15 protein-coding genes are annotated in these 18,555 nt (G+C 65.5%); 9 read left to right on the top strand and 6 right to left on the bottom strand.

Annotation, left to right across the window (positions count from 1 at the left end; all coding sequences use genetic code 11):
• The 5 genes from QOC89_RS03425 to QOC89_RS03405 form a co-directional block, all read right to left on the bottom strand.
• The coding region (locus tag QOC89_RS03425; RefSeq protein ID WP_416340338.1) for a glycosyl hydrolase 2 galactose-binding domain-containing protein at positions 1 to 557 on the bottom strand (557 nt) is incomplete at its 3' end.
• 30 nt (positions 558 to 587) lie between these two features.
• Positions 588 to 1,649, bottom strand: coding sequence for a DUF1839 family protein (locus QOC89_RS03420; protein WP_323043738.1), 1,062 nt, complete (start codon positions 1,647 to 1,649; stop codon positions 588 to 590).
• On the bottom strand, positions 1,646 to 2,734 hold the full coding sequence (locus QOC89_RS03415; protein WP_323043737.1) for an amino acid--[acyl-carrier-protein] ligase: 1,089 nt from the start codon (positions 2,732 to 2,734) through the stop codon (positions 1,646 to 1,648). Before QOC89_RS03415 ends, QOC89_RS03420 begins: the two co-directional genes overlap by 4 nt.
• A 1-nt stretch (position 2,735) precedes the next feature.
• The gene (locus QOC89_RS03410) at positions 2,736 to 4,040 is read right to left on the bottom strand and encodes an acyl-CoA dehydrogenase family protein (protein WP_323043736.1); all 1,305 of its coding nucleotides are present in this window, start codon (positions 4,038 to 4,040) and stop codon (positions 2,736 to 2,738) included.
• Positions 4,037 to 4,288, bottom strand: coding sequence for an acyl carrier protein (locus tag QOC89_RS03405; protein WP_179731268.1), 252 nt, complete (start codon positions 4,286 to 4,288; stop codon positions 4,037 to 4,039). Before QOC89_RS03405 ends, QOC89_RS03410 begins: the two co-directional genes overlap by 4 nt.
• A 365-nt stretch (positions 4,289 to 4,653) precedes the next feature.
• Here QOC89_RS03405 and QOC89_RS03400 point away from each other — a divergent pair, with 365 nt between their 5' ends.
• The 6 genes from QOC89_RS03400 to QOC89_RS03375 are packed head-to-tail and all read left to right on the top strand — an operon-like array spanning position 4,654 to position 12,650.
• On the top strand, positions 4,654 to 5,187 hold the full coding sequence (locus QOC89_RS03400; protein ID WP_323043735.1) for a GNAT family N-acetyltransferase: 534 nt from the start codon (positions 4,654 to 4,656) through the stop codon (positions 5,185 to 5,187).
• On the top strand, positions 5,187 to 6,731 hold the full coding sequence (locus QOC89_RS03395; protein WP_416340337.1) for an O-antigen ligase family protein: 1,545 nt from the start codon (positions 5,187 to 5,189) through the stop codon (positions 6,729 to 6,731). Before QOC89_RS03400 ends, QOC89_RS03395 begins: the two co-directional genes overlap by 1 nt.
• A gap of 26 nt (positions 6,732 to 6,757) precedes the next feature.
• Complete coding sequence (locus tag QOC89_RS03390; RefSeq protein ID WP_323043733.1) at positions 6,758 to 7,936, top strand: glycosyltransferase family 4 protein; 1,179 nt, start codon at positions 6,758 to 6,760, stop codon at positions 7,934 to 7,936.
• A complete protein-coding gene (locus QOC89_RS03385; RefSeq protein WP_323043732.1) occupies positions 7,933 to 9,087 on the top strand; it encodes a glycosyltransferase family 4 protein in 1,155 nt (384 codons plus the stop codon). The genes QOC89_RS03390 and QOC89_RS03385 overlap by 4 nt, the downstream gene beginning before the upstream one ends.
• Before the next feature lie 12 nt (positions 9,088 to 9,099).
• Entirely contained in the window at positions 9,100 to 11,499 is a 2,400-nt protein-coding gene (locus QOC89_RS03380) for a hypothetical protein (RefSeq protein ID WP_323043731.1), read from the top strand.
• Positions 11,496 to 12,650, top strand: coding sequence for a glycosyltransferase family 4 protein (locus QOC89_RS03375; RefSeq protein ID WP_323043730.1), 1,155 nt, complete (start codon positions 11,496 to 11,498; stop codon positions 12,648 to 12,650). The genes QOC89_RS03380 and QOC89_RS03375 overlap by 4 nt, the downstream gene beginning before the upstream one ends.
• Positions 12,651 to 12,796: 146 nt before the next feature.
• On the opposite strand, the gene QOC89_RS03370 is transcribed toward QOC89_RS03375, so the two are convergent.
• A complete protein-coding gene (locus tag QOC89_RS03370) occupies positions 12,797 to 14,254 on the bottom strand; it encodes an oligosaccharide flippase family protein (protein WP_323043729.1) in 1,458 nt (485 codons plus the stop codon).
• 216 nt (positions 14,255 to 14,470) lie between these two features.
• Between QOC89_RS03370 and QOC89_RS03365 the strand changes: the two genes are divergently transcribed.
• From QOC89_RS03365 to QOC89_RS03355, 3 genes are all read left to right on the top strand, one after another.
• Positions 14,471 to 15,469: a glycosyltransferase family 2 protein gene (locus QOC89_RS03365; protein WP_323043728.1), complete on the top strand. Its 999-nt coding sequence runs from the start codon at positions 14,471 to 14,473 to the stop codon at positions 15,467 to 15,469.
• Between the two features lie 158 nt (positions 15,470 to 15,627).
• Positions 15,628 to 17,595 carry a serine aminopeptidase domain-containing protein gene (locus QOC89_RS03360; RefSeq protein ID WP_323043727.1) on the top strand — a complete coding sequence of 656 codons (1,968 nt, stop codon included), beginning with the start codon at positions 15,628 to 15,630 and terminating at the stop codon, positions 17,593 to 17,595.
• 50 nt (positions 17,596 to 17,645) lie between these two features.
• Complete coding sequence (locus QOC89_RS03355; RefSeq protein ID WP_323043726.1) at positions 17,646 to 18,479, top strand: class I SAM-dependent methyltransferase; 834 nt, start codon at positions 17,646 to 17,648, stop codon at positions 18,477 to 18,479.
• Positions 18,480 to 18,555 lie beyond the last annotated feature (76 nt).

Below are 18,555 nucleotides of genomic sequence, written 5' to 3'. Positions count from 1 at the left end.
ATATGGCCGAGCAGGGTCGTGCGCACGTTGCGCAAGGTGGACGGTGTAACGAGCCGCGGCCGCCAGCGGGCGCGTGAACGTTTTGCCGCCAGCGCGGGTGTCAGTGAGCGAAAGCACAGTGCGAGCGTGGCGCTGCCGTGCAGTTCGATGTCGAGATCGTGCGCGACGAACATCGAATCCGACTCCAGACGCTTGATGCCGTCGAGCCAGACTTCAGCGAGCGTGGCGAGACCATGGAAACGCAAGCGGCGTTTGCCGGTGCCTGTCAGCGTGAGCCGGTACCAGTGGTCATCGAAGGCGAGCGGCGGGGGATTCGCAATGTCGAAGATACCCGCGGCACGCCGCGCGCTTGCCACCGTGCCGGGGACTTGCGCGGCGAGCCAGCCCTCGGCGGGCAGATCGGCGGGTGATGCGCATGCGCCGGCGGGCGTGCTGACACACTGCCAGCCGGCGTCGAGCTGTTGTGGCCACAGGTCTTGAGATAGGGCCTTCGGCGAGGCAGCGGGCGCAAGCGGCCCGCTTTCAGCCGATACCAGGTCAGTCGTCAGCGCATCCACGGCGTTTTCCTGAAGCTCGAAACGAGCTCGTCACAGTACAAGCGCGGCAAGCGGAGGCAGCGTATTTTCGTAGGCGCTTTCAAGCACGTCGAAACAATCTTCACACGCATCGCGGCGTCCGCGTGCAATGGCCCGCACGAGCCGGAACTGCATCACCATCGACTCCGACGCGATCCGCTGTGCCGCCGCCGGAATCGACGCCGGCATCTCGAAGCCTTGCGCGGAGAGCCACAGCAGATACTTCGAGAGAAATTCGAAGTTCGCGCCGAGCTGCCGCATCAGGTTGAACGAGTACGGATGGAAGAACGCCTCGCCGCGTTCGAGCAACGTGTCCAGATGCGCGGGAAACGCGGCACGCCACTGCGAGATCGGATTGGTCAGCGGCCGTCGCGCCAGATGCGCGCACAACAGTTCCGCCGATGCTTCGGCGAGCGCGGTGCCTTCCAGCGCGGGCCGCGACTGCTTGGCGAATTCGACATACGGAAACAGCAGGTCGGGCTGCTGCGCGAATTGCGGCAGCTTGCGAAACACGCCGTCGTAGTCTTCTGCGTCGAGCACGTGATAGCCGGTGTTGTGGAAATAGCCGAGGCGCCGCGCGGGCGGATCGATGAAGTCGATGCCCACGGTGGTCTTCGGATGCTCGCGCCGATACGACGTGGCACGCGTATTCGGCAGGTAATAGCCGTCCACTTCGACCAGCACCGTGTGGCCGCGCGAGGTTTGCGCGAGCACGCGGGCTTCGAGCGAGTCGTAGATCGCCAGTTCCTGCACCTGGGTGCCGTAAAGCCGTTCGAGGTCTTCGAGCGGGAACTTGAAGAAGGTGAACTGATCGCCTTCGAAGTCCTGCGTAACGGTGAAGCCGAGCGCCGCGCGCGGATCGAGCCCGAAGCCGTGCAGCAGTTCGATCCACAGGTCGACGTAGCAGTTAGTCTCCTGCCACACGCGCTCGCCCTGATGCAACGCATGCGGCGCGTGCTGGCGCAGCGCCGCCGTGGGCGCGGCCACACTGCCTTGAGCCGGCGGGTCGAGCCTGCGCGGCAACGCGAAGGCGGATTGCACGCCCTTCGGCACGGGGATCAGGGATGGATTCATGCGCTCTCTCCAGCGCTCTTTGCAGCGCTCTCCGCGGCGATCGCGGCAGCCGGTTGCATGGTCTGCATGCCCTGCGCCACGCGCGCCGCGGTGTCGCCCCACAACAGCGCGCGCACATCGTCCGGCCACGTGTTGACATCGAGCCCATGATGGCGGAACAGCGCGAGCGTGATGCGCTCCATGCCGAAGCCGACGCAACCCGTATGCGCCACCGCGCCGTCTTCGCAGGCGATCTTCCAGATCGCGCCGAAGTGCTCCATGTGATAGTTGAACGACAGGCACGCCGTCTTGCCGCGCGGGTCGGCCACTGGAATCAGCAGTTCGAACTTGAGCGCCTGCGCCCGCTGACTATCGGCGACGATCTTGCCGCCGCGGCCGAAGAACGGATCGTTGGCGAGATCCACTTCCACCGGCAGTTGCAGCAGCGTGATCAACAGCGAGCCGCGTTCGATCCACATCTGCCTGAACGCCATCACCTGGTCGGCACTCCCGAGGCGCACGTATTCGCGCTGCCGGAACATCTGCATGCGGCCCGGATCGAGCGAGGGTTCGTGGCGAAAGCAGTACGACAGCACGTCGACCGTGCGGCCGTCGGCGGGCAACGGACCACGCCGCGCCATCACCGGATAGATCGGATAGCAGGCCGCGGGTGTGAGCACCACGCGGGTCGGCTTCTGTTGCGCCATCCATTCGTCGCTGCGCTCGTCGTCGCTCTCGGTCATCGCGTCGTCGAGCGCGCGCAACAGGCGCTGGTGGCCCATATCGTTGCCGCAGAACGAGTGGATCGTGCCGGCCAGATTCGGAAAGCTCTTCAGATATTCGCTGTCTTCGAAATCGGTGCGACGCATGGCCGGCGGAAAGCGCAGCACTTCCGGCTGCTGGTCCGCACCCAGATGCGTGATCGCCACGTTCAGACGCTCCACCACGTCTTCGAAAATCTGGCTGCGGCCGTACAGGCCGTTTTCGCCGGTATCGATCAGGAGGCCCGCTGCCAGCAGTTCATCGCGGAAACCCGGCGCGGCGGTTTCCTGAGCGGCGGCAGCCGTTGCAGCGGCCAGTGCGGCGGTATCGGTCATCGTGTTCATGTCAGGCTCTCCCCGGGGCGGCAGGACGCTGCGCGAGCAACAGGCTCGCGGTGTTCTGCGCAATGCGGTCGTTGTTGATCATCAGCGGTGCGGAGTACAGGTCGCGCAGATGTCGTCCCACGCTGTATTCCGTGCCGTTCTTGTAACCCGCCATGCCGCAGATCATCAGCACTTCCTGCACGACTTGCAGGGCGGTGGTCGAGATGCTGGTCTTCAGCGTATTCATGTCGGAGGCGAAGCCGAGCAACGCCGACAGCGGCGCATCGGCCTGGCAGCCGCCGTGTTTCGCGTGATGCGCGGTGCGGGCCGCGTCGAGCGCGACCGACAGACGCGCCTGCATCATCTGCAGCAGGCCGACCGCCTCGGCGAGGCGCAAGCCGGCCGGCGGAATCGCACCGGGTTTCGAGCGGGCCTGGGCGCGGAAGAAGGCTTTCGCGCGATTCACCGCGTCGCCGGCCACGCCGGTCCATACCGCGGCCCACAGCGTGTGCGAGACCGGCAGCATGGTCTGATCGGCGATCTCGGCGAAGGGCGTCGGCAGGATCTGCTCGGCCAGACCCGTCGCGACGAGCCGGAAGCCCTCGCTGCAGGTGCCGCGCATACCCATCGAATCCCAGCCGCCGCGCTTTTCCAGTTGCGTGGCTTCCCGCAGCGCCACGATCAGCACCTGATCGGCCGCGGCCGATTCAGCGGTGCGGCGCGCGGTGACCAGAATGCCGTCGGCATGCGCGCCGTAGGAAATCGTCGGCGCGAGCTTTTCGATCCGAAAGCGCTGCGTACCGGGCTCACCGTCGAGTGCGTCGAGTTCGACCGAGCAGGCGCTCGTGCGCATATTGCCGCCGATGGTCTCTTCAGACGTCGCCGAAGCCAGCAGCCATTGATGTTCAACCAGCTGCCCGAGCAACTGCCGGTGCCACGCCGACTCGCTGCCGTATGCCTCGATGCAGGCCACCTGAATCTGATGCATCGCGTACACCATCGCGGTGGAGGCACAGCCTTGCGCGAGCGTTTCGCAGATCGTGGCGACATCCGCGAGCGAAAGCCCCGCGCCGCCGAAGGCGGCCGGCACCAGCGCCGACAACAAACGTTCGCGCTTGAGCGCGTCGAAGGCTTCGCGGGGAAAGCGCGCTTCGCGGTCCACCGCATCGGCGAACTGCGTGGCGACAGCCGCGCAGCGTTGCGCCGCGGCGCGCCAGCCGGGTTCGGTTTCCACCGCGCTCAGCGCGACGCCCGCGGCGGTTTGCTCCGCGGCAGCCTCGGCGAGCGGCGCCGCCATCGCGGCAGTGTCCAGCAGCGGGGCGTTCATGCTGCCGCCTTCGCCTGTTGCAATTCGACGACTGCGGCGGCCATTGAATCGATGCTCGAGAACAGCCGGCGCGTGAGCATGCGGTCCGGAATTTCAATGCCGAATTCATCTTCGATGGCGAGCATCAGATGCACGGTCGCGAGCGAGGACAAGCCCGCGGCGTAGAGGTCGGCGTCGTCGGCCAGAGTGTCCGGCGAGACGTCGAGACGGGCTGATTCGGAAAGGATGCGGCGCAGTGCGGTTTTCATCTTGAGTTGCCCCCTTGGTGGTCAACGGTCTCTTGAAGGTTGCTGACGTAAAACGAACAGAAGTCTTCGTTTTTGGTGTTTGTCGCGGCGCGGGGTCAGCGCGTGCGTCTCGCGGCGGTTCGGCGCGCATGCGTGCCGCGCTTTCACGGTGCCCTGAAGCCGTTTTGGCGGCTCCTCGCTACACCATGTCCCGACGCTGTGTATTTAAGAATTGTCAAAGCCCAGCGTCAGTGCGATGGCGCACGGAAACACGCGTTTCGCGGACGTACCGTGTAGCCATGACAACAGGCCGGCGTGTCGAGCCAGGCCATCGAGGGCGGTGAGCGTTGCCGCGCTCGCTGAACTTATTTACGCTGGGGAACGTGATGAACTGGAAAACGCTGGAATTCGAACAGCTCTCGGCGCGTGAGTTGTACCTGATCTTGCGCGCGCGCAGCGCCGTCTTCGTAGTCGAGCAATCGCATGTCTGTCTTGATGCCGATGGCCGCGACGAGAGTGCGCTGCACGTCTTCGCGGTCGAGGACGTCGCGCGGCCCATGCCGATCCTGGCCTATGCGCGCCTGCAACCCGGCGACGCCGAAGATCCGGAAATCACCATCGACAAAGTGCTGACGAGCCCACTGCGGCGCGGCGACGGCACGGCTGAGATGTTGCTCGAACGGGTGCTGCAGGCGATCGCGGAGCATTGGCCGGGACACGCCGCGCGGGTGAGCGCACCGCTCGGCTTGCGCGACTTCTATGAGCAATTCGGCTTTCGCAAGACCGAAGGGCCGTATCTCGAACATGGCGTGCCGTTCATCGGCCTGACGCGCCAGGTGCGCGGCAACCCGACGCTCTTCGGCATGCGGCGCCGCGAGCGCGATGGCGTGGCGCAAGTCAACACGTTCGAGCTTCTGTGATGGCGCGAGTGTTGATTACACCGTCCACTCAGGTTCGACTCTCGACATCGCCGGGCAAACCGCGTGCGGTTCCGGGCGGGGCGTTCGCGCCCGGGATGCCGGTCGCGCCTTCCCGGGCAGCGCGCCCGCGAACTAAAGGCTTGCGTTACCCGCTCCTGTTGCCGTTGCTGCTGTTTGCCGCGACGCTGGGCTTGATCCTGCTGCATCAGGGCAGGCTGGTCGAATATTTCTTTCCGCTCGGTGCGTTCGGCGTGGCGTTGGTGCTGTATTGGCGCTCGCCCGCGCACTACATCGGCTTCGTTTGCTGGCTGTTTTTTCTGACGCCGGAAGTGCGGCGTCTCGCGGACTTCGTCAACGGTTCGTTCAATCAGCAAAGCCCGATCATGGTGGCGACGCTGCTTGCCGTCGCGCTTACTGGCTTGACTTTGCTCAAGCACGTCAGCCTGTTCGGGCAACGCCGCGCGGCGCCGCTGGTGCTGATCGTGATCGCGCTGCTCTATGCCTTCGTGGTCGGCATGGCGCAGGTGGGTCCGGCGGCGGCGACATTTACGCTGATCAACTGGCTGTATCCCGTGATGGTGGCGTTTTACCTCACCGTCACGTGGCGTCATTACCCCGCCTATCACCGGGTTCTGCTGAAGACCTTCGTTTATGGCGGACTCCTGATGAGTGTGTACGGCCTGATCGAGTTCATCTCGCCGATGCCGTGGGACGCGTTCTGGCTGATCTCTTCGAAGATGCTCTCCGAGGGGCAGCCGGTGCCGTTCGGCATGCGCGTGAGCAGCACGATGAATTCATGCGGCCCGTTCGCGGTCACGCTGATGACGATTCTGCTGATGTCGCTCGCCGCGCGCGGTAAAGCACGCATCCTGCTCGGCTGCGTGGGGATTCCCGTGCTGCTGCTCACCGGCGCGCGCAGCACGTGGGGCGGTTTCGCGATCGCGCTGTTGTACTCGTTCGCGATGCTCGACGGCAAAAGCCGGGCGCGGCTGCTGGCCGGCGTGCTGGCGCTGGCCGTGGTGGCCGCGCCGCTGATGATGATCGATCAGGTCGCCGAACCGGTGATGCAGCGCTTGAGCACGATCCAGAACCTCGGTCAGGACGACAGCTATCAGGCGCGCGCCGAGTTCTACAAATCGTTCATGTCGTCGGCGCTCACGGATATCGCCGGCCAGGGACTGGGCACGACCGGCCTCGGCAGCAAGCTGTCCGACGACAGGGGCGCGCAGGCGATGCTCAATTTCGACAGCGGCCTGATGGAAGTGCCCTACGTGATGGGGTGGCCCGGCACGCTGCTCTACACCGCCGGCATCGTCATGCTGCTGTGGCGCGCCTGGCGGGCGAGCCGTCGGCACGCAACCGACTTGCTGGCGATCTCCGGCGTCGGCGTGGCCGTGGCGATTTTTTCGATGATGATTTTCATCAACACATTGACCGCTGTGTCGGGGATGTTTTTCTTTATCGGCGTGACGCTGCCGGTGATCTCGCTGCGCTACGCGCGTGAACGCCACAGTCCTGTCGCCGCAACCCGGGCACGACAGTGAAAGATACCCAAAGGAAGGACAACAGGATGCGGATTTTGATCGTCACCCATGTCGTGCGCAAGAACGATGGGCAAGGACGCGTCAACTACGAGATCGTGCTGGCAGCACTCGCGGCGGGTCATTCGGTGACGCTGCTCGCCGCCGAGGCGGCCCCCGAACTGGTGCGGCACCCGGGTGTGCGCTTCGTGCGGATCGCTGAAAGCCGGCTGCCGACCAGACTCGTTCAGTATCAGCTGTTCGCATGGCGCTGCGGCGCGTGGATTCGTGCGCATCGTCAAGCGTTCGATGTGATTCACGTGAACGGTTTCATCGCGTGGGCGCGCGCCGACGTCAATGCGGCGCATTTCGTTCACAACGGCTGGTATCGCTGCGGCTTCTATCCGTTCCGCCTGTTGCGCGGGGTCTACGATGCGTATCAGGTCCTCTACACGCTGCTCAATATCGGCTGCGAGAAATGGGCCTTCCGGCATGCGGAGGTCATCGTGCCGGTGTCGCATACGGTCGCCGCCGAAGTGCGCGCGCTGGGCGCCGGGGCGGCGCGGCTGCAAGTGATTCACAACGGCGTCGATGTGAACGAGTTCGCGCCGGGTGCGTCCGAGCGGGCCCGCTTCGGTCTGCCGTCGGCGCCCTTCATGCTGCTGTTCGCCGGCGACTTGCGCATGTCGCGCAAGAATCTCGACACGGTGCTGCACGCGCTCGTACACACCTCGGCCGACGTGCATCTGGCGGTCGCGGGGATTCTGCACAACAGTCCCTATCCGGCGCTGGTGGCCTCGCTCGGGTTGACGGGGCGAGTCCACTTCACCGACCTGGTGAAGGACATGCCCGCGCTGATGCGTTCGGTCGATGCGTTTGTGTTTCCGTCGCGCTACGAACCGATGGGTCTGGTGCTGCTCGAAGCGCTGGCCGCGGGATTGCCGGTCATTACCGTGCGGACCGCCGGCGGCGCTGAAGTGATCACTTCCAGAAGCGGCATCGTGCTCGACGATCCCAACGATCAGGCCGCGCTCGCCGCGGCGATCGAACATCTCGCGAGCGATCGCGCCTACGCACGCCGCCTCGGACAGGCGGCGCGCGAAGTCGCCCGGACCTTGAGCTGGCAGGCCATGGGGGAGCGCTATCTATCGGTCTATGAGCAGGTGCACGCGCGGCGCACGGCGCAATCGTTGCCGGCGGGCTGTGCGACTGCATCGGCGGAGCTATGAGCGCGCCGATCGATTCGCTGCAAATCGGCATGCACTGGTTCAACGAACGGCCAGGCGGGCTCGACCGCATGTTCAAGGCGTTGGTCGATACGCTGCCGGCGCAGGGCGTCAATGTCCGCGGGATGGTGGCGGGCACGCCCGGCGTGTTCGACGCATCGGGGGGCAGCGTGCTGGCGTTCGCCGGCGCGCAGGCGCCGCTCGGGGCGCGTCTGTGGGGCTCGCGCAGGCAGTCGCGTGCGCTGCGGGCGGCGCGGATGCCCGACGTCGTCGCCACGCATTTCGCGCTCTATGCGGCGCCCACCGCGGGCCTCTTCAGAAGCGTGCCGAAGGTCGTGCATTTTCACGGGCCATGGGCGGCGGAATCCTATCCGGGCGGCGGTGGCGGCTGGTCGCGCGCGATGCGGCTCGCGCTCGAGCGTTTCGTCTATCAGGGCGGCACGCGTCATATCGTGCTCTCGCAGGCGTTCAGGAAGATTCTGCGCGAGACCTATGGCGTGCGTGACGAGCGCATCCGGATCGTGCCCGGCTGCGTCGACGTCGCGCAATTCGACACCTGCGTGACGCAGCGGCGCGCTCGCGAGCGGCTCGGTTTGCCGCTGGACCGGCCGCTGGTGTTTTGCATGCGGCGGCTGGTGTCGCGCATGGGACTCGAGGACCTGATCGATGCGATCTCCGTCGTCAAGCCCGTGCTGCCAGACGTACTCCTGATGATCGCCGGCAAGGGGCCGCTGGCGGCGCAATTGCAGGCGCGGATCGTCGCGCGTGGGCTCGAGCATCATGTGCGGCTCGCCGGCTACGTGGCCGACGACACGGTGCCGCTCTGGTATCGCGCCGCCGATCTGTCGGTGGTGCCGACGGTGTCGCTCGAAGGTTTCGGGCTCACGACGATCGAATCGCTCGCCGCCGGCACCCCCGTGCTGGTCACGCCGGTAGGCGGTCTGCCGGAAGCGGTCGCGCCGCTATCCGCCGGACTGGTGTTGCCCTCGGGCGGCTTCAACGCGATCGGCGACGGCATTGCCGACGTGCTGCTTGGCCGGCGCGCGGTGCCGGACTCGCAGGCGTGCCGCGCGTATGCCCGGCAGCATTTCGACCGGCCGGTAGTGGCCGCGCAGGTCGCGCAAATCTACCGCGAAGCGATCGACGCGTTCTGACGCAGACAGACCATGCGACGCATTGCACGCACAACCTTCGAACGGCTCGTCTGTGCCGCCGCGCTGGCGCTGCCGGTGCTCGTGCTGATCGCGGCGAGCGGACCGGGCGGCGGCACCACGCCTGGGCCCGCGCAAACGAGCGGCGCCGGAGCGGGCGCGAACTTCGTGGCCTCGACGAGCAAGCCCGCCGCCGAAGCGCAGGCCGTCGCCGCGCATCCGTCGCTGGCGTACCGCACGTCGTGGATCGGCAACACGTGGGGCTACGCGGATCATCGCTGGATGCAGATCGACGTGCAGGCGCTCGCTGTCACGCCGGAGGGCGACGTCTTCACGAACGCGCCCTGGGACGAAGGCGGCGGCGAGATCGGCCAGTACCGTAACGGTCAACTGGTTCGCCACGGCGGCGATTCGCACGGCTGGGGCATGATGGGCGGCGACGCGATCGCCGTGAACGACGAATACGTGTTCGTCGCGCAAACGGTCGTCAGTCTCGGCAACGAGATGACCCAACATCGGCGCATGCCGCGCGAGGGCGAACAGTGGACCGGCGTGGCGCGCCGCAGCCGCGCCGATATCCGCGATGGCGTGCCGTTTGCCGGTCAGGTGAATCTGGCGGGCAGCCGCCGCGTGGCGTTTCTGCTGGTGTCGAGTTTTTCGAGCAAGGACGATTACGCGATCCGTGGCCTCGCCGCGGACGAGACGCGGCTCTTCGTGTCGAATCCGCACGACAACCGCGTGCAGATCTTCGACGCGCAAACCATGCAGGCGGTCGGCAGTTTTCCGGTTCACGAACCGGGCCGCATGGCGCTTGCACCCGATGGTTCGCTGTGGATCGTCGAGAACAGCCGCACCGGCGGCGCTGAGCGCGTGGTTCATCGCGCGCGCAATGGCGCGCGTCTGGGCGAGCTTGCGTTGCCGCGAGGCGTCGTGCCCGCGGATCTGACCGTCGATACACGCGGACGGCTGCTGATCGCCGACAACGGCGCGCGCCAGCAGATCCTGATTTTCACGCCGAATCCGGCTGACGTGGCGGCGTCCGGCGTCGCGGCGCCGGGCTCGGGCATGGCGCTCTCCGGGAGTTTCGGCGAAGCGGGCGGCATTTATGCGGGCCGCGCCGGTGCGCCCGGGCCACGGCGCTTCAATGGCTTGACCGGCGTCGGCGTGGACCGCGCGGGCAACCTTTATGTGTCGATGAACGGCGCGGGACCGCGTCCGATCGGCACGGGCGCGAGCACCTACGACGGTGCGCTGATCGAGAGTTATACGCCCGACGGTGCGCAGCGCTTCAGCCTGCAAGGGCTGTTATTCGTCGATGGAGCGCAGTTCGTCGACGGCGAGCCGCCTTCGGTCTATAGCGGCAGCAAGCGCTTCACGCTCGACCTCACGCGCCCGGCCGGCGAGGAGTGGTCGTACGCCGGTTACACCGCCGACCGTTTCCGCTATCCGTACGATCCGTACTTCCATCTGTACCTGGGCGGCCAGCGCGGCATGCCGCTCGTGCGCGACGTTCAGGGACACCGGCTGCTCTATACGACGGACATGTATTCGTCGTTTCTGCGCATCTACCGCTTCACCGCCGATCGCGAGACGGCGATTCCTTCGGGTCTCTTCGCGCGCTCGCACATCGACGGCGCGTGGCCACCCAACCAGCCCGCGCAAGGCGAATGGATCTGGCGCGACCTGACCGGCAAGGGCGACTTCGCCGCCAGTGCATTCGACCAGAACACCGGCAGCACCGACGCACCGCCAATGCGTGCGTGGTGGGTCGACAGCCGCGGCGATATCTGGCAAGGCACCGACTCGCAGGGAATCCGCGCGTTTCCGTTACAAGGCTTCGACCGCGTCGGCAACCCGGTCTACCGCTACAGCGCGATGCGCGAGTATCCACCGCCCGCGCCGTTCAACCGGATCGCGCGGCTGAACTACTTTCCCGCCGACGACACGATGTTCGTCTCCGGTTCGACACCGGCGCATCCCTTCGTTCAGGACAACTGGAATAGCGCGGGTTCGCAACTGGCCCGCTACGACCACTGGAAGAGCGGCAAGCCGGTGCTGCGCTACCTCATCGGCTTGCCCGATCGCGGCGCGCCCGACTGGTCGTCGATCAGCGGCTTCGCGGTGGCGGGCGACTACGTCTTCGCGATCGAAACCCGCAGCGCGATCGTGCGCGTCTACGAGCGCGCCACCGGGCGCGATGTCGGCCGGCTCGAACCGGGCAAGGAAGTCGGCTCGACCAGCGGCTGGATCGACGTGCCGATGCCGCTGACCGCCCACCGCCTCGCCTCGGGCGAATACCTCGTGCTGGTCGAGGAAGACGCACACGGCAAAGCACTCATGTATCGCTTCACGCCACCGATGGCGCCCCTCGCGCTTGCCGCGCCTCACTCAACGGATACCGCACAGACACCATGAAAATCATTCACCTCGCCAATCATGCGCAGAACGTCGGCAACGGCATCGTCAATATGATGGTCGACCTTGCCTGCATGCAGGCGCGCGCCGGCCACGACGTGACGGTGGCGTCGGCGGGCGGCGGACACGAAGCGTTGCTGGCGCGCGAGGGCGTGCGTCACGTGTTGCTCGCGCAATCGCCGCGGCCTTCGCGCTTGCCTGCCATGGCGGCGGGCTTCAACCGGCTGATCGCGGAGATCGACCCTGACGTCGTGCACGCGCACATGATCACCGGTGCGCTGATCGCGCGCTTCAGTTCCTTGCGGCGGCGTTTCGTGCTCGTCACCACCGTGCACAACGAATTCCAGAAAAGCGCGCCGCTGATGCGCGTGGGCGACCGCGTCGTGGCGGTGAGCGAAGCGGTGGCGGTCGCGATGGCGCGACGCGGCATACCACGGGCACGCCTTGGCGTGATCGGAAACGGAACGATCGGCACGCCGCGCCTTGCCCATACGCCAGTTCCCGATGAACCGCGGTTGGCTCACCCCTGCGTTGTCACGGTGGCGGGCATGTACGAACGCAAGGGCATCGGCGATTTGCTGCACGCTTTCGCGCTGCTGCGCAAGCGTGTGCCCGACGCGGTGCTTTATCTGGTCGGCGATGGACCCGATCGCGCCGCAATGGAAGCGTTGGCCCAGCAACTCGGGGTGGCGGAACATGCGCACTTTACGGGCTTCGTCGCCGATCCGCGGGGCTATCTTGCTCAGGCCGATGTTTTCACGCTGCCTTCGCATACCGAGTCGGGGGCGCTGGTGTTGTGCGAGGCCCGCGAGACCGGACGCGCGATTGTCGGGACTCGGGTGGGCGGCATTCCGGAGATGCTCGATGACGGCGAAGCCGGCTTGCTGGTGCCGCCCGCGAATCCGGTCGAACTGGCGGAGGCCCTTGGCATGCTGCTGACCGATCGGGTTGCCCGTGCGATGCTGATGGCGCGTTCGCGGAGGAACTGCGAGCGATTCAATGTGCAACGGGTGAGCGACGATTATTTGTCGGTCTATGAGCGCGCGCTCGCGAGCCGCCAGCCGCGCCGCTTTGCCACCGTCGCCACGGCCGGTCTGGCTACGCCTGAAATTGCTGTGCCGGATGCGATTTCGCAGAAGACGACGTGGTGAGTGCGGGAAGGGGAAGTAAAGCGAAGAGGTAAAGCGAAGAGGTAAAGCAAAGAGGTTAAGCGAAGAGGTAAAGCGAAGAGGTAAAGCGAAGAAGTAAAGCAAAGCGGTCAAGCGGGCCTGAAGTCAGACCCGCTTCTACCGTCCGACTAACTTACCGACAGCGTCAGCCGCGTCCACAGCTTATACACGACACCCCTAAGCTCGCTGGACCCATGCAGCGACATCCCCAGATTCGCCGCCGCCATGACAAGCGCCACGGCGATCAACGTCGGCAACACGGTGATCGAGTCGGCAAGCACCAGCGCGACGACCAGGAACGCGAGGTGAGCCAGCATATTGCGCACGATGGTCCAGACATGCAGCCGCGCGAAAAACAGCAGCATCGCGTAGTCGAACAGCGACTTCATCACGACGACGACACCCGCGCCCATGATCCCGAACCAGTGAATCCCGCACCACAGCGCGCCGGCGAACACCGGCAGCTGGAGCCAGCTCACGCCCGCGACATAAGCGGGATTGGTCTGCGCCTGAATCAGAATCCCCAGAATGCCTGATTGGCCGCTCAGCCACACACCCAGCACGAGTACGCTGGCTACAGGAGCCGCTGCTGCGACCGTCGGCCCGAGCCATACCGTCAGAAACGGCTTGAGCGCGAACAGCGCGACGATCACGCACGGCGTGAAGGCCCCGTTCAGAAAAGCGAGGGAGCTGTGCGCCAGCGCGTCGGCGTCGGCACGAGAAACGGCGGACAGGCGCGGGAACAGCGTGCGCACCATCGCGATCGGCAACAGGTTCAGACGCGTGATGAGGTTCTGCGGGGTCGCATAGTAGGTGACGAAGCGCGCGCCGAGCAGCGCGCCCACCAGCACCCGGTCGAGGGTCGACGCAATCATGTTGGCGCCCGAGAACATCAGCATCCAGCGCCCGTAGCGAAAGAGTTCGGCCATCACGTGCCACTGCGGCATCCGCACGCGACGAACGCCGATCGCGCGAAATGCCGCTGCGCCGAGCAGCAGGCCGGCCAGCAGACGCGCCACCACCGCGGCCGGAATCACCACTGCGAGCGAGGGCGAAAAGCAGAAGATCGCCGCGAGCGGCAGCAACTGGAATAGCGCGGTGCCCAGCGTCTGGTTGATATTGAAGCTGGTGAAGCGTTCCACCCCGTTGATGGCGCCGGCAAACACCCACGAGACGTTCGCGATCGGCACGGCCACCGCGATCCACGGCAGGCTCGCCATGACTTCGCGCTGAAAGGCGGGCTCGATCTTCACGCCGTGCGTGATGTAGAGAAACGTGCCGAGGTACACCAGCAGTCCGCCCACGATGCCGGTGCCCAGATTCATGAACCACGCGCTCCAGAAGATGAGCTCGATCGAGTCGTCGTTGGCGGCGCGTGCCTTGGAGATCTGATTTTCAGTGGCGAGACTCGTGCCGAGATCGAGCACGCTGAAATAGCCGATGAGCGTCCACACCAGATTGATGACCCCGTAGCGCTCGACGCCCATCAGGTGAATATAGGCGGGCACGGTGACGAGGGAGACGAAGGTCGGAGCAATGGCTCCCGCAAAATTGATGAAGATGTTCTTGACGATACTTCTTTCCATGGTGCGCTATCCGGCGGGTGAAGTCATTCGATGATGGAGTCGATCATGAATGCTGTCGGTGCGTCGCCGCACCCAGCAGCGCGTTTGAAACAATGACGCCGTTTTCCCGTCAGCCTTGATATTGCGCCTTCGCCGTTGGCGCATGTGTGGGTGGCCGTACAGATATTCGCGCTCCGGCAGGGTCAAATGAAATCCGTTAAGGTTTTCGGAGCACCCATGATTCAGACCACGAACGGGGCCGGCCTCAAACGCGGCAGTGGGGCAGCCGCGCGTCTGATCTCCATTTGCATTCCGACCTGCAATCGGCCTGCGTTGCTCGAACAGGCCATCGACAGCTGTCATGCGCAGACGTACGGCGAATTTGAAATCGTAATCAGTGACGACTCGAGCGACGACAGCGCGCGTGAGGTGGTGGAGCGTTGCCGCTTGCGCGGCACGCGGCCCATCCCGATACGCTATGAACGCAATATACCGCGGCTAGGGCAGGCGGCGAACGTGAACCGCCTGTTCGCGCGCGCCCAGGGCGCCCGGCTCGTGCTGCTGCACGACGACGATCTGCTCGAGCCGAACGCGCTGAGCTGTCTCGACGCATGCTGGCACGCGCATCCCGAGTTGACCGCCGCGTTCGGCAAACAGCGCGTCATCGCCGACGACGGCACGCCGCGCCCGCAAGCCACCGAACGTCTGAATCACGATTATCTGCGTGTGCCTGAACGCGCCGGCCGGTTGCCGGTGCCGGCGCTGGCGGGCATCGACCAGATGTTCCCGAACAACGGCTATCTGGTGGATACCCTGGCCGCGCGCCGGATTGCGTATCGTGCGGCCGCTGAAGTCGGTGAAGCCTGCGATTTCGATTTCGGCTTGCGGCTCAGTGTCGACGCCGTCGCGATCTGTTTCGTCGATGAGTTCGTGTCGGTGTCGCGCGAGACCGCGCTGTCGATATCGAGCCACGCGTTGCCGGCCATGCATGCGTTCGCGCAATTGCGCGCGAGCAGCGTGCCCGCCGCCGCGCAGGCCGCGCGCGACGACGCGCTGCGCCGCGTTGCGCCGCGCGCCGCCTCGGCTTATGCGCGCGCCGGTGAAGCGGCCGCCGCCTGGCGTGTGCTGTTGTCGCGGCACTACCCGATGCGCGAGCGGCTGCGGGCGCGCTTTTTCTATCACGTGCTGCTCGCTACCCGGTCGACCTTTGCGTTACGCACGCCGCACGGCAATTGAACGGTGCGTCGACTCGACGCGAGTCGCCCGTCATGGCGTGAGGGCCGTCACACCGCATAAGTGTCGGAGTCCGAGCTAATGTGGCAGGGCGTACAGATGAACCCCGCGGCGTTTGTTGTAGTGATCGAAAGCGGAGTTGTCCCAGTGAGGAGCTTAGTGTGAGGCCAGTACTGTTCGATGGCCGGTTCGGATGGTTGCACCCGGCAACAGGGTCGAGTGGCGTGGTGCTGTGTGCCCCATTCGGGTACGACGCACTGTGCACGTATCGCGGCATGCGGCGGCTGGCCGAACGGCTCGCCGCGCGCGGCATGCCGGTACTGCGGTTCGACTACGCCGGCACCGGCGATGCGGCGGGAGAGGCGAGCGAACCCGGCTGCTGGCGCGCGTGGATCGACAGCATCAAGCAGGCGGTGGCGCTGCTGCGTGAAACGACCGGTGTCGAACGCGTGACGTTGTGCGGGCTGCGGCTTGGCGGCATGCTTGCTGCGTTGGCCGCTCAGGAACTCGGCGGCGTGGATGGGCTGGTGCTGCTGGCACCGGTTTTATCGGGCAAGAATTATCAGCGCGAGTTGCGCGCGCACTACCGCAAGTGGTTGTTGATGCCGGCCGCGATGGACTGCGAAGCCGAGCCCGATACCGATGCATTCGTCGAAGCGTACGGTTTTCGCCTCTATGCCGACACGCTGGAGAGCTTGCGCGCAGTCGATCTGCGGCGCGATGCCGCGCGGCCGGCCAAACGTGTGCTGGTGCTCGATTCGCTGGACCCCGCGCGGGTCGATGCGCTCGTTGCTCACTATCGTGAACAAGGTATGCAAGTGGAACGGCAGTCGTTCGACGAATACGGCAAGTTCATGATGGAGTCGCTCGATAGCGAGATTCCGCAGGTGGCGTTTCAGTCGATCGAGGATTGGCTGGCATGTGCTGCCGGACAACCGGACACGCGTGAGCATCAGGCTGCGGACGGTGACGCTCACGCTCATGCCCACGCCGCGCCACATGCTGAGCACATGGCGGATCACGTTGTTGATCAGGCAGTCGATCACGCAGTCGACCACCCAGTCGATCACACCGCCGGCCACCTCGTCGAGCCCGGCGTGATCGAAACGCCGGTGTGGCTCGAAGGCGGCCGGATGTTCGGCATCTATTGCGTGCCCGCATCACACACTGCGGTCGCGCCGGCCGCGCTGTTGGTGAATACCGGCGCCGTGTCGCGGATCGGCAACGCGCGGCTCGGCGTACGCTTTGCCCGGCGACTCGCGCGGCAAGGGATTGCGTCGCTGCGAGTCGATCTCGGCGGCCTGGGCGACAGCCAGCCGTCGCTGGATACGTTGAGTCTCGATGCGTTGTATGCGCAGGCAGGGGCCGACGACGCCGCGTGCGCGGCGCGTTGGCTGACGGCGCAGGGACATCGCGGCGCGGTGCTGCTCGGCATCTGCGCGGGCGCCTTCGTCGGCCTCCATGCGGCGTCGCGTGAACCGGCGGTGATCGGCGCCGTGCTGGTCAATCTGCAGAAGTTCACGTGGCACAACATCTGTGATGAACACGGCAAGCCGGCCGTCCCCGTCGCGACATTCGGTTCGACGCGCACCTATCTGCGCTCGATGTGTCAGCCGCGCAAATGGCTGCGCGTCATGCGGGGGCAGTCGGGCGGCCTGCCGGTCGCGCGCGAGCTGGCGGGGCGTTTCGCGGCGCGATTCGGCGCGACGCTCGCCGACCGGATCGAACGCATCAGCGGCGTTCAACTGGGGCCGAAGGACGTGCGGCGCCTCTTCACCGCGCTGCATGCGCGAGGCGTCGATACGCGTCTCGTGTACGGCGTGCTCGATGAAGGCGTCGAGGAGCTCGAACGTTACTTCGGTGCGCGGGGTGGGCGGCTGCGGCGCTATGGACGGATCGACGTGGTCTTCCACGAGCGCACCGATCACGCGATTCTCTCGTCACGAGCGCAAGAAAACGTGATGTCGTCGTTCGAGGAATTTTTCCACCGCACGTTCGACGAGACCCGTCAGCCCGAGTCGTTGGCTGCCGGCCGCCCGTTGCGCACGCGGCTCGACTGGCGGCATGCGCGCCCGATGCAGTGGCTTCTAAAACGAGTGCGCGCGCTTCGTCTATCAGGAGAAGCGTAATGTCCGCGTTGGGTTGTTCCGGCGCGCTTCCCCTTTGATGGAACAAGGCGATGAACAGTCAATCCGAGTTGGACCGCATCAATCGTATGGCATGGAATTCACCCGATGCCACGCGCGTCTTCACGCTCGAAAAAACCTACTCGGACCCAGGCGAGCAGGCCGCGTTCGAGTGGCTCGCGCCGCGCTGCGCCGGTGAGCCGTTGCTCGATATCGGCGTGGGCACGGGACGCACGATCCCGCTGATGACGTCGATCTCGAGCGACTACACCGGCGTCGATTACACGCTGAAACTGCTGGAGATCGCGCAATCGCGCTATCCGGCGCTCGACTTGCGGCATATGGATGCGCGCGACATGTCGACGTTGCCGTCGGGACATTTTGGGCTGGCGCAGTTCAGCTGGAACGGCATCGACTGCGTGGACTACGACGATCGCGCGAAGGTTCTCAGCGAGATGTACCGGCTGGTGCGGCCCGGCGGTTATGTGCTGTTTTCATCGCACAACCGCGGCGGCCCCGGCTACCGCGAGAACATCTGGCAATTGCTGCCGCAGTTCAGCTTCAATCCGCTCAGGCTCGGCTGGCGCACGCTGCGCTCGATGCGGCGCCTTCAGCTCGGCATGTTGAACTACATGCGCAACGCGAAGCTGAATCACGACTACGGCGGCTACGCGGTGAAGACGGCGGCGGCGCACAACTTCGGCATTGTGATCGTCTACACGACGCTGCGTGAGCAGCGCCGTCAACTCGCGCAGATCGGTTTTCAGAGCAGCGCGGTGTTCGGTAGTTGCGAGGGCAACCGCATTGCCGACGACGTGGAAAGCAGCGACACGTGGTGGTTTCACTTCATCGCGCGCAAGCCGGTTGCCGCGTGCTGTTTCGACTGAGCGCCCCCAGGAGGCAACGCGGCGCACCACACGCACCACACGCACCACATAAAGAATGCACAACAGACCAGATTGA

Source organism: Paraburkholderia sp., from assembly GCF_034668105.1.
Classification (GTDB): Bacteria; Pseudomonadota; Gammaproteobacteria; order Burkholderiales; family Burkholderiaceae; genus Paraburkholderia.
This window is presented reverse-complemented; position numbering and strand designations above follow the sequence as displayed.

Excerpts from the sequence above, each read along its gene's own strand:
- QOC89_RS03420 (WP_323043738.1), bottom strand. The coding sequence starts at position 1,649 with ATGAATCCATCCCTGATCCCCGTGCCGAAGGGCGTGCAATCCGCCTTC.
- QOC89_RS03415 (WP_323043737.1), bottom strand. The coding sequence starts at position 2,734 with ATGAACACGATGACCGATACCGCCGCACTGGCCGCTGCAACGGCTGCC.
- QOC89_RS03410 (WP_323043736.1), bottom strand. The coding sequence starts at position 4,040 with ATGAACGCCCCGCTGCTGGACACTGCCGCGATGGCGGCGCCGCTCGCC.
- QOC89_RS03405 (WP_179731268.1), bottom strand. The coding sequence starts at position 4,288 with ATGAAAACCGCACTGCGCCGCATCCTTTCCGAATCAGCCCGTCTCGAC.
- QOC89_RS03400 (WP_323043735.1), top strand. The coding sequence starts at position 4,654 with ATGAACTGGAAAACGCTGGAATTCGAACAGCTCTCGGCGCGTGAGTTG.
- QOC89_RS03395 (WP_416340337.1), top strand. The coding sequence starts at position 5,187 with ATGGCGCGAGTGTTGATTACACCGTCCACTCAGGTTCGACTCTCGACA.
- QOC89_RS03390 (WP_323043733.1), top strand. The coding sequence starts at position 6,758 with ATGCGGATTTTGATCGTCACCCATGTCGTGCGCAAGAACGATGGGCAA.
- QOC89_RS03385 (WP_323043732.1), top strand. The coding sequence starts at position 7,933 with ATGAGCGCGCCGATCGATTCGCTGCAAATCGGCATGCACTGGTTCAAC.
- QOC89_RS03380 (WP_323043731.1), top strand. The coding sequence starts at position 9,100 with ATGCGACGCATTGCACGCACAACCTTCGAACGGCTCGTCTGTGCCGCC.
- QOC89_RS03375 (WP_323043730.1), top strand. The coding sequence starts at position 11,496 with ATGAAAATCATTCACCTCGCCAATCATGCGCAGAACGTCGGCAACGGC.
- QOC89_RS03370 (WP_323043729.1), bottom strand. The coding sequence starts at position 14,254 with ATGGAAAGAAGTATCGTCAAGAACATCTTCATCAATTTTGCGGGAGCC.
- QOC89_RS03365 (WP_323043728.1), top strand. The coding sequence starts at position 14,471 with ATGATTCAGACCACGAACGGGGCCGGCCTCAAACGCGGCAGTGGGGCA.
- QOC89_RS03355 (WP_323043726.1), top strand. The coding sequence starts at position 17,646 with ATGAACAGTCAATCCGAGTTGGACCGCATCAATCGTATGGCATGGAAT.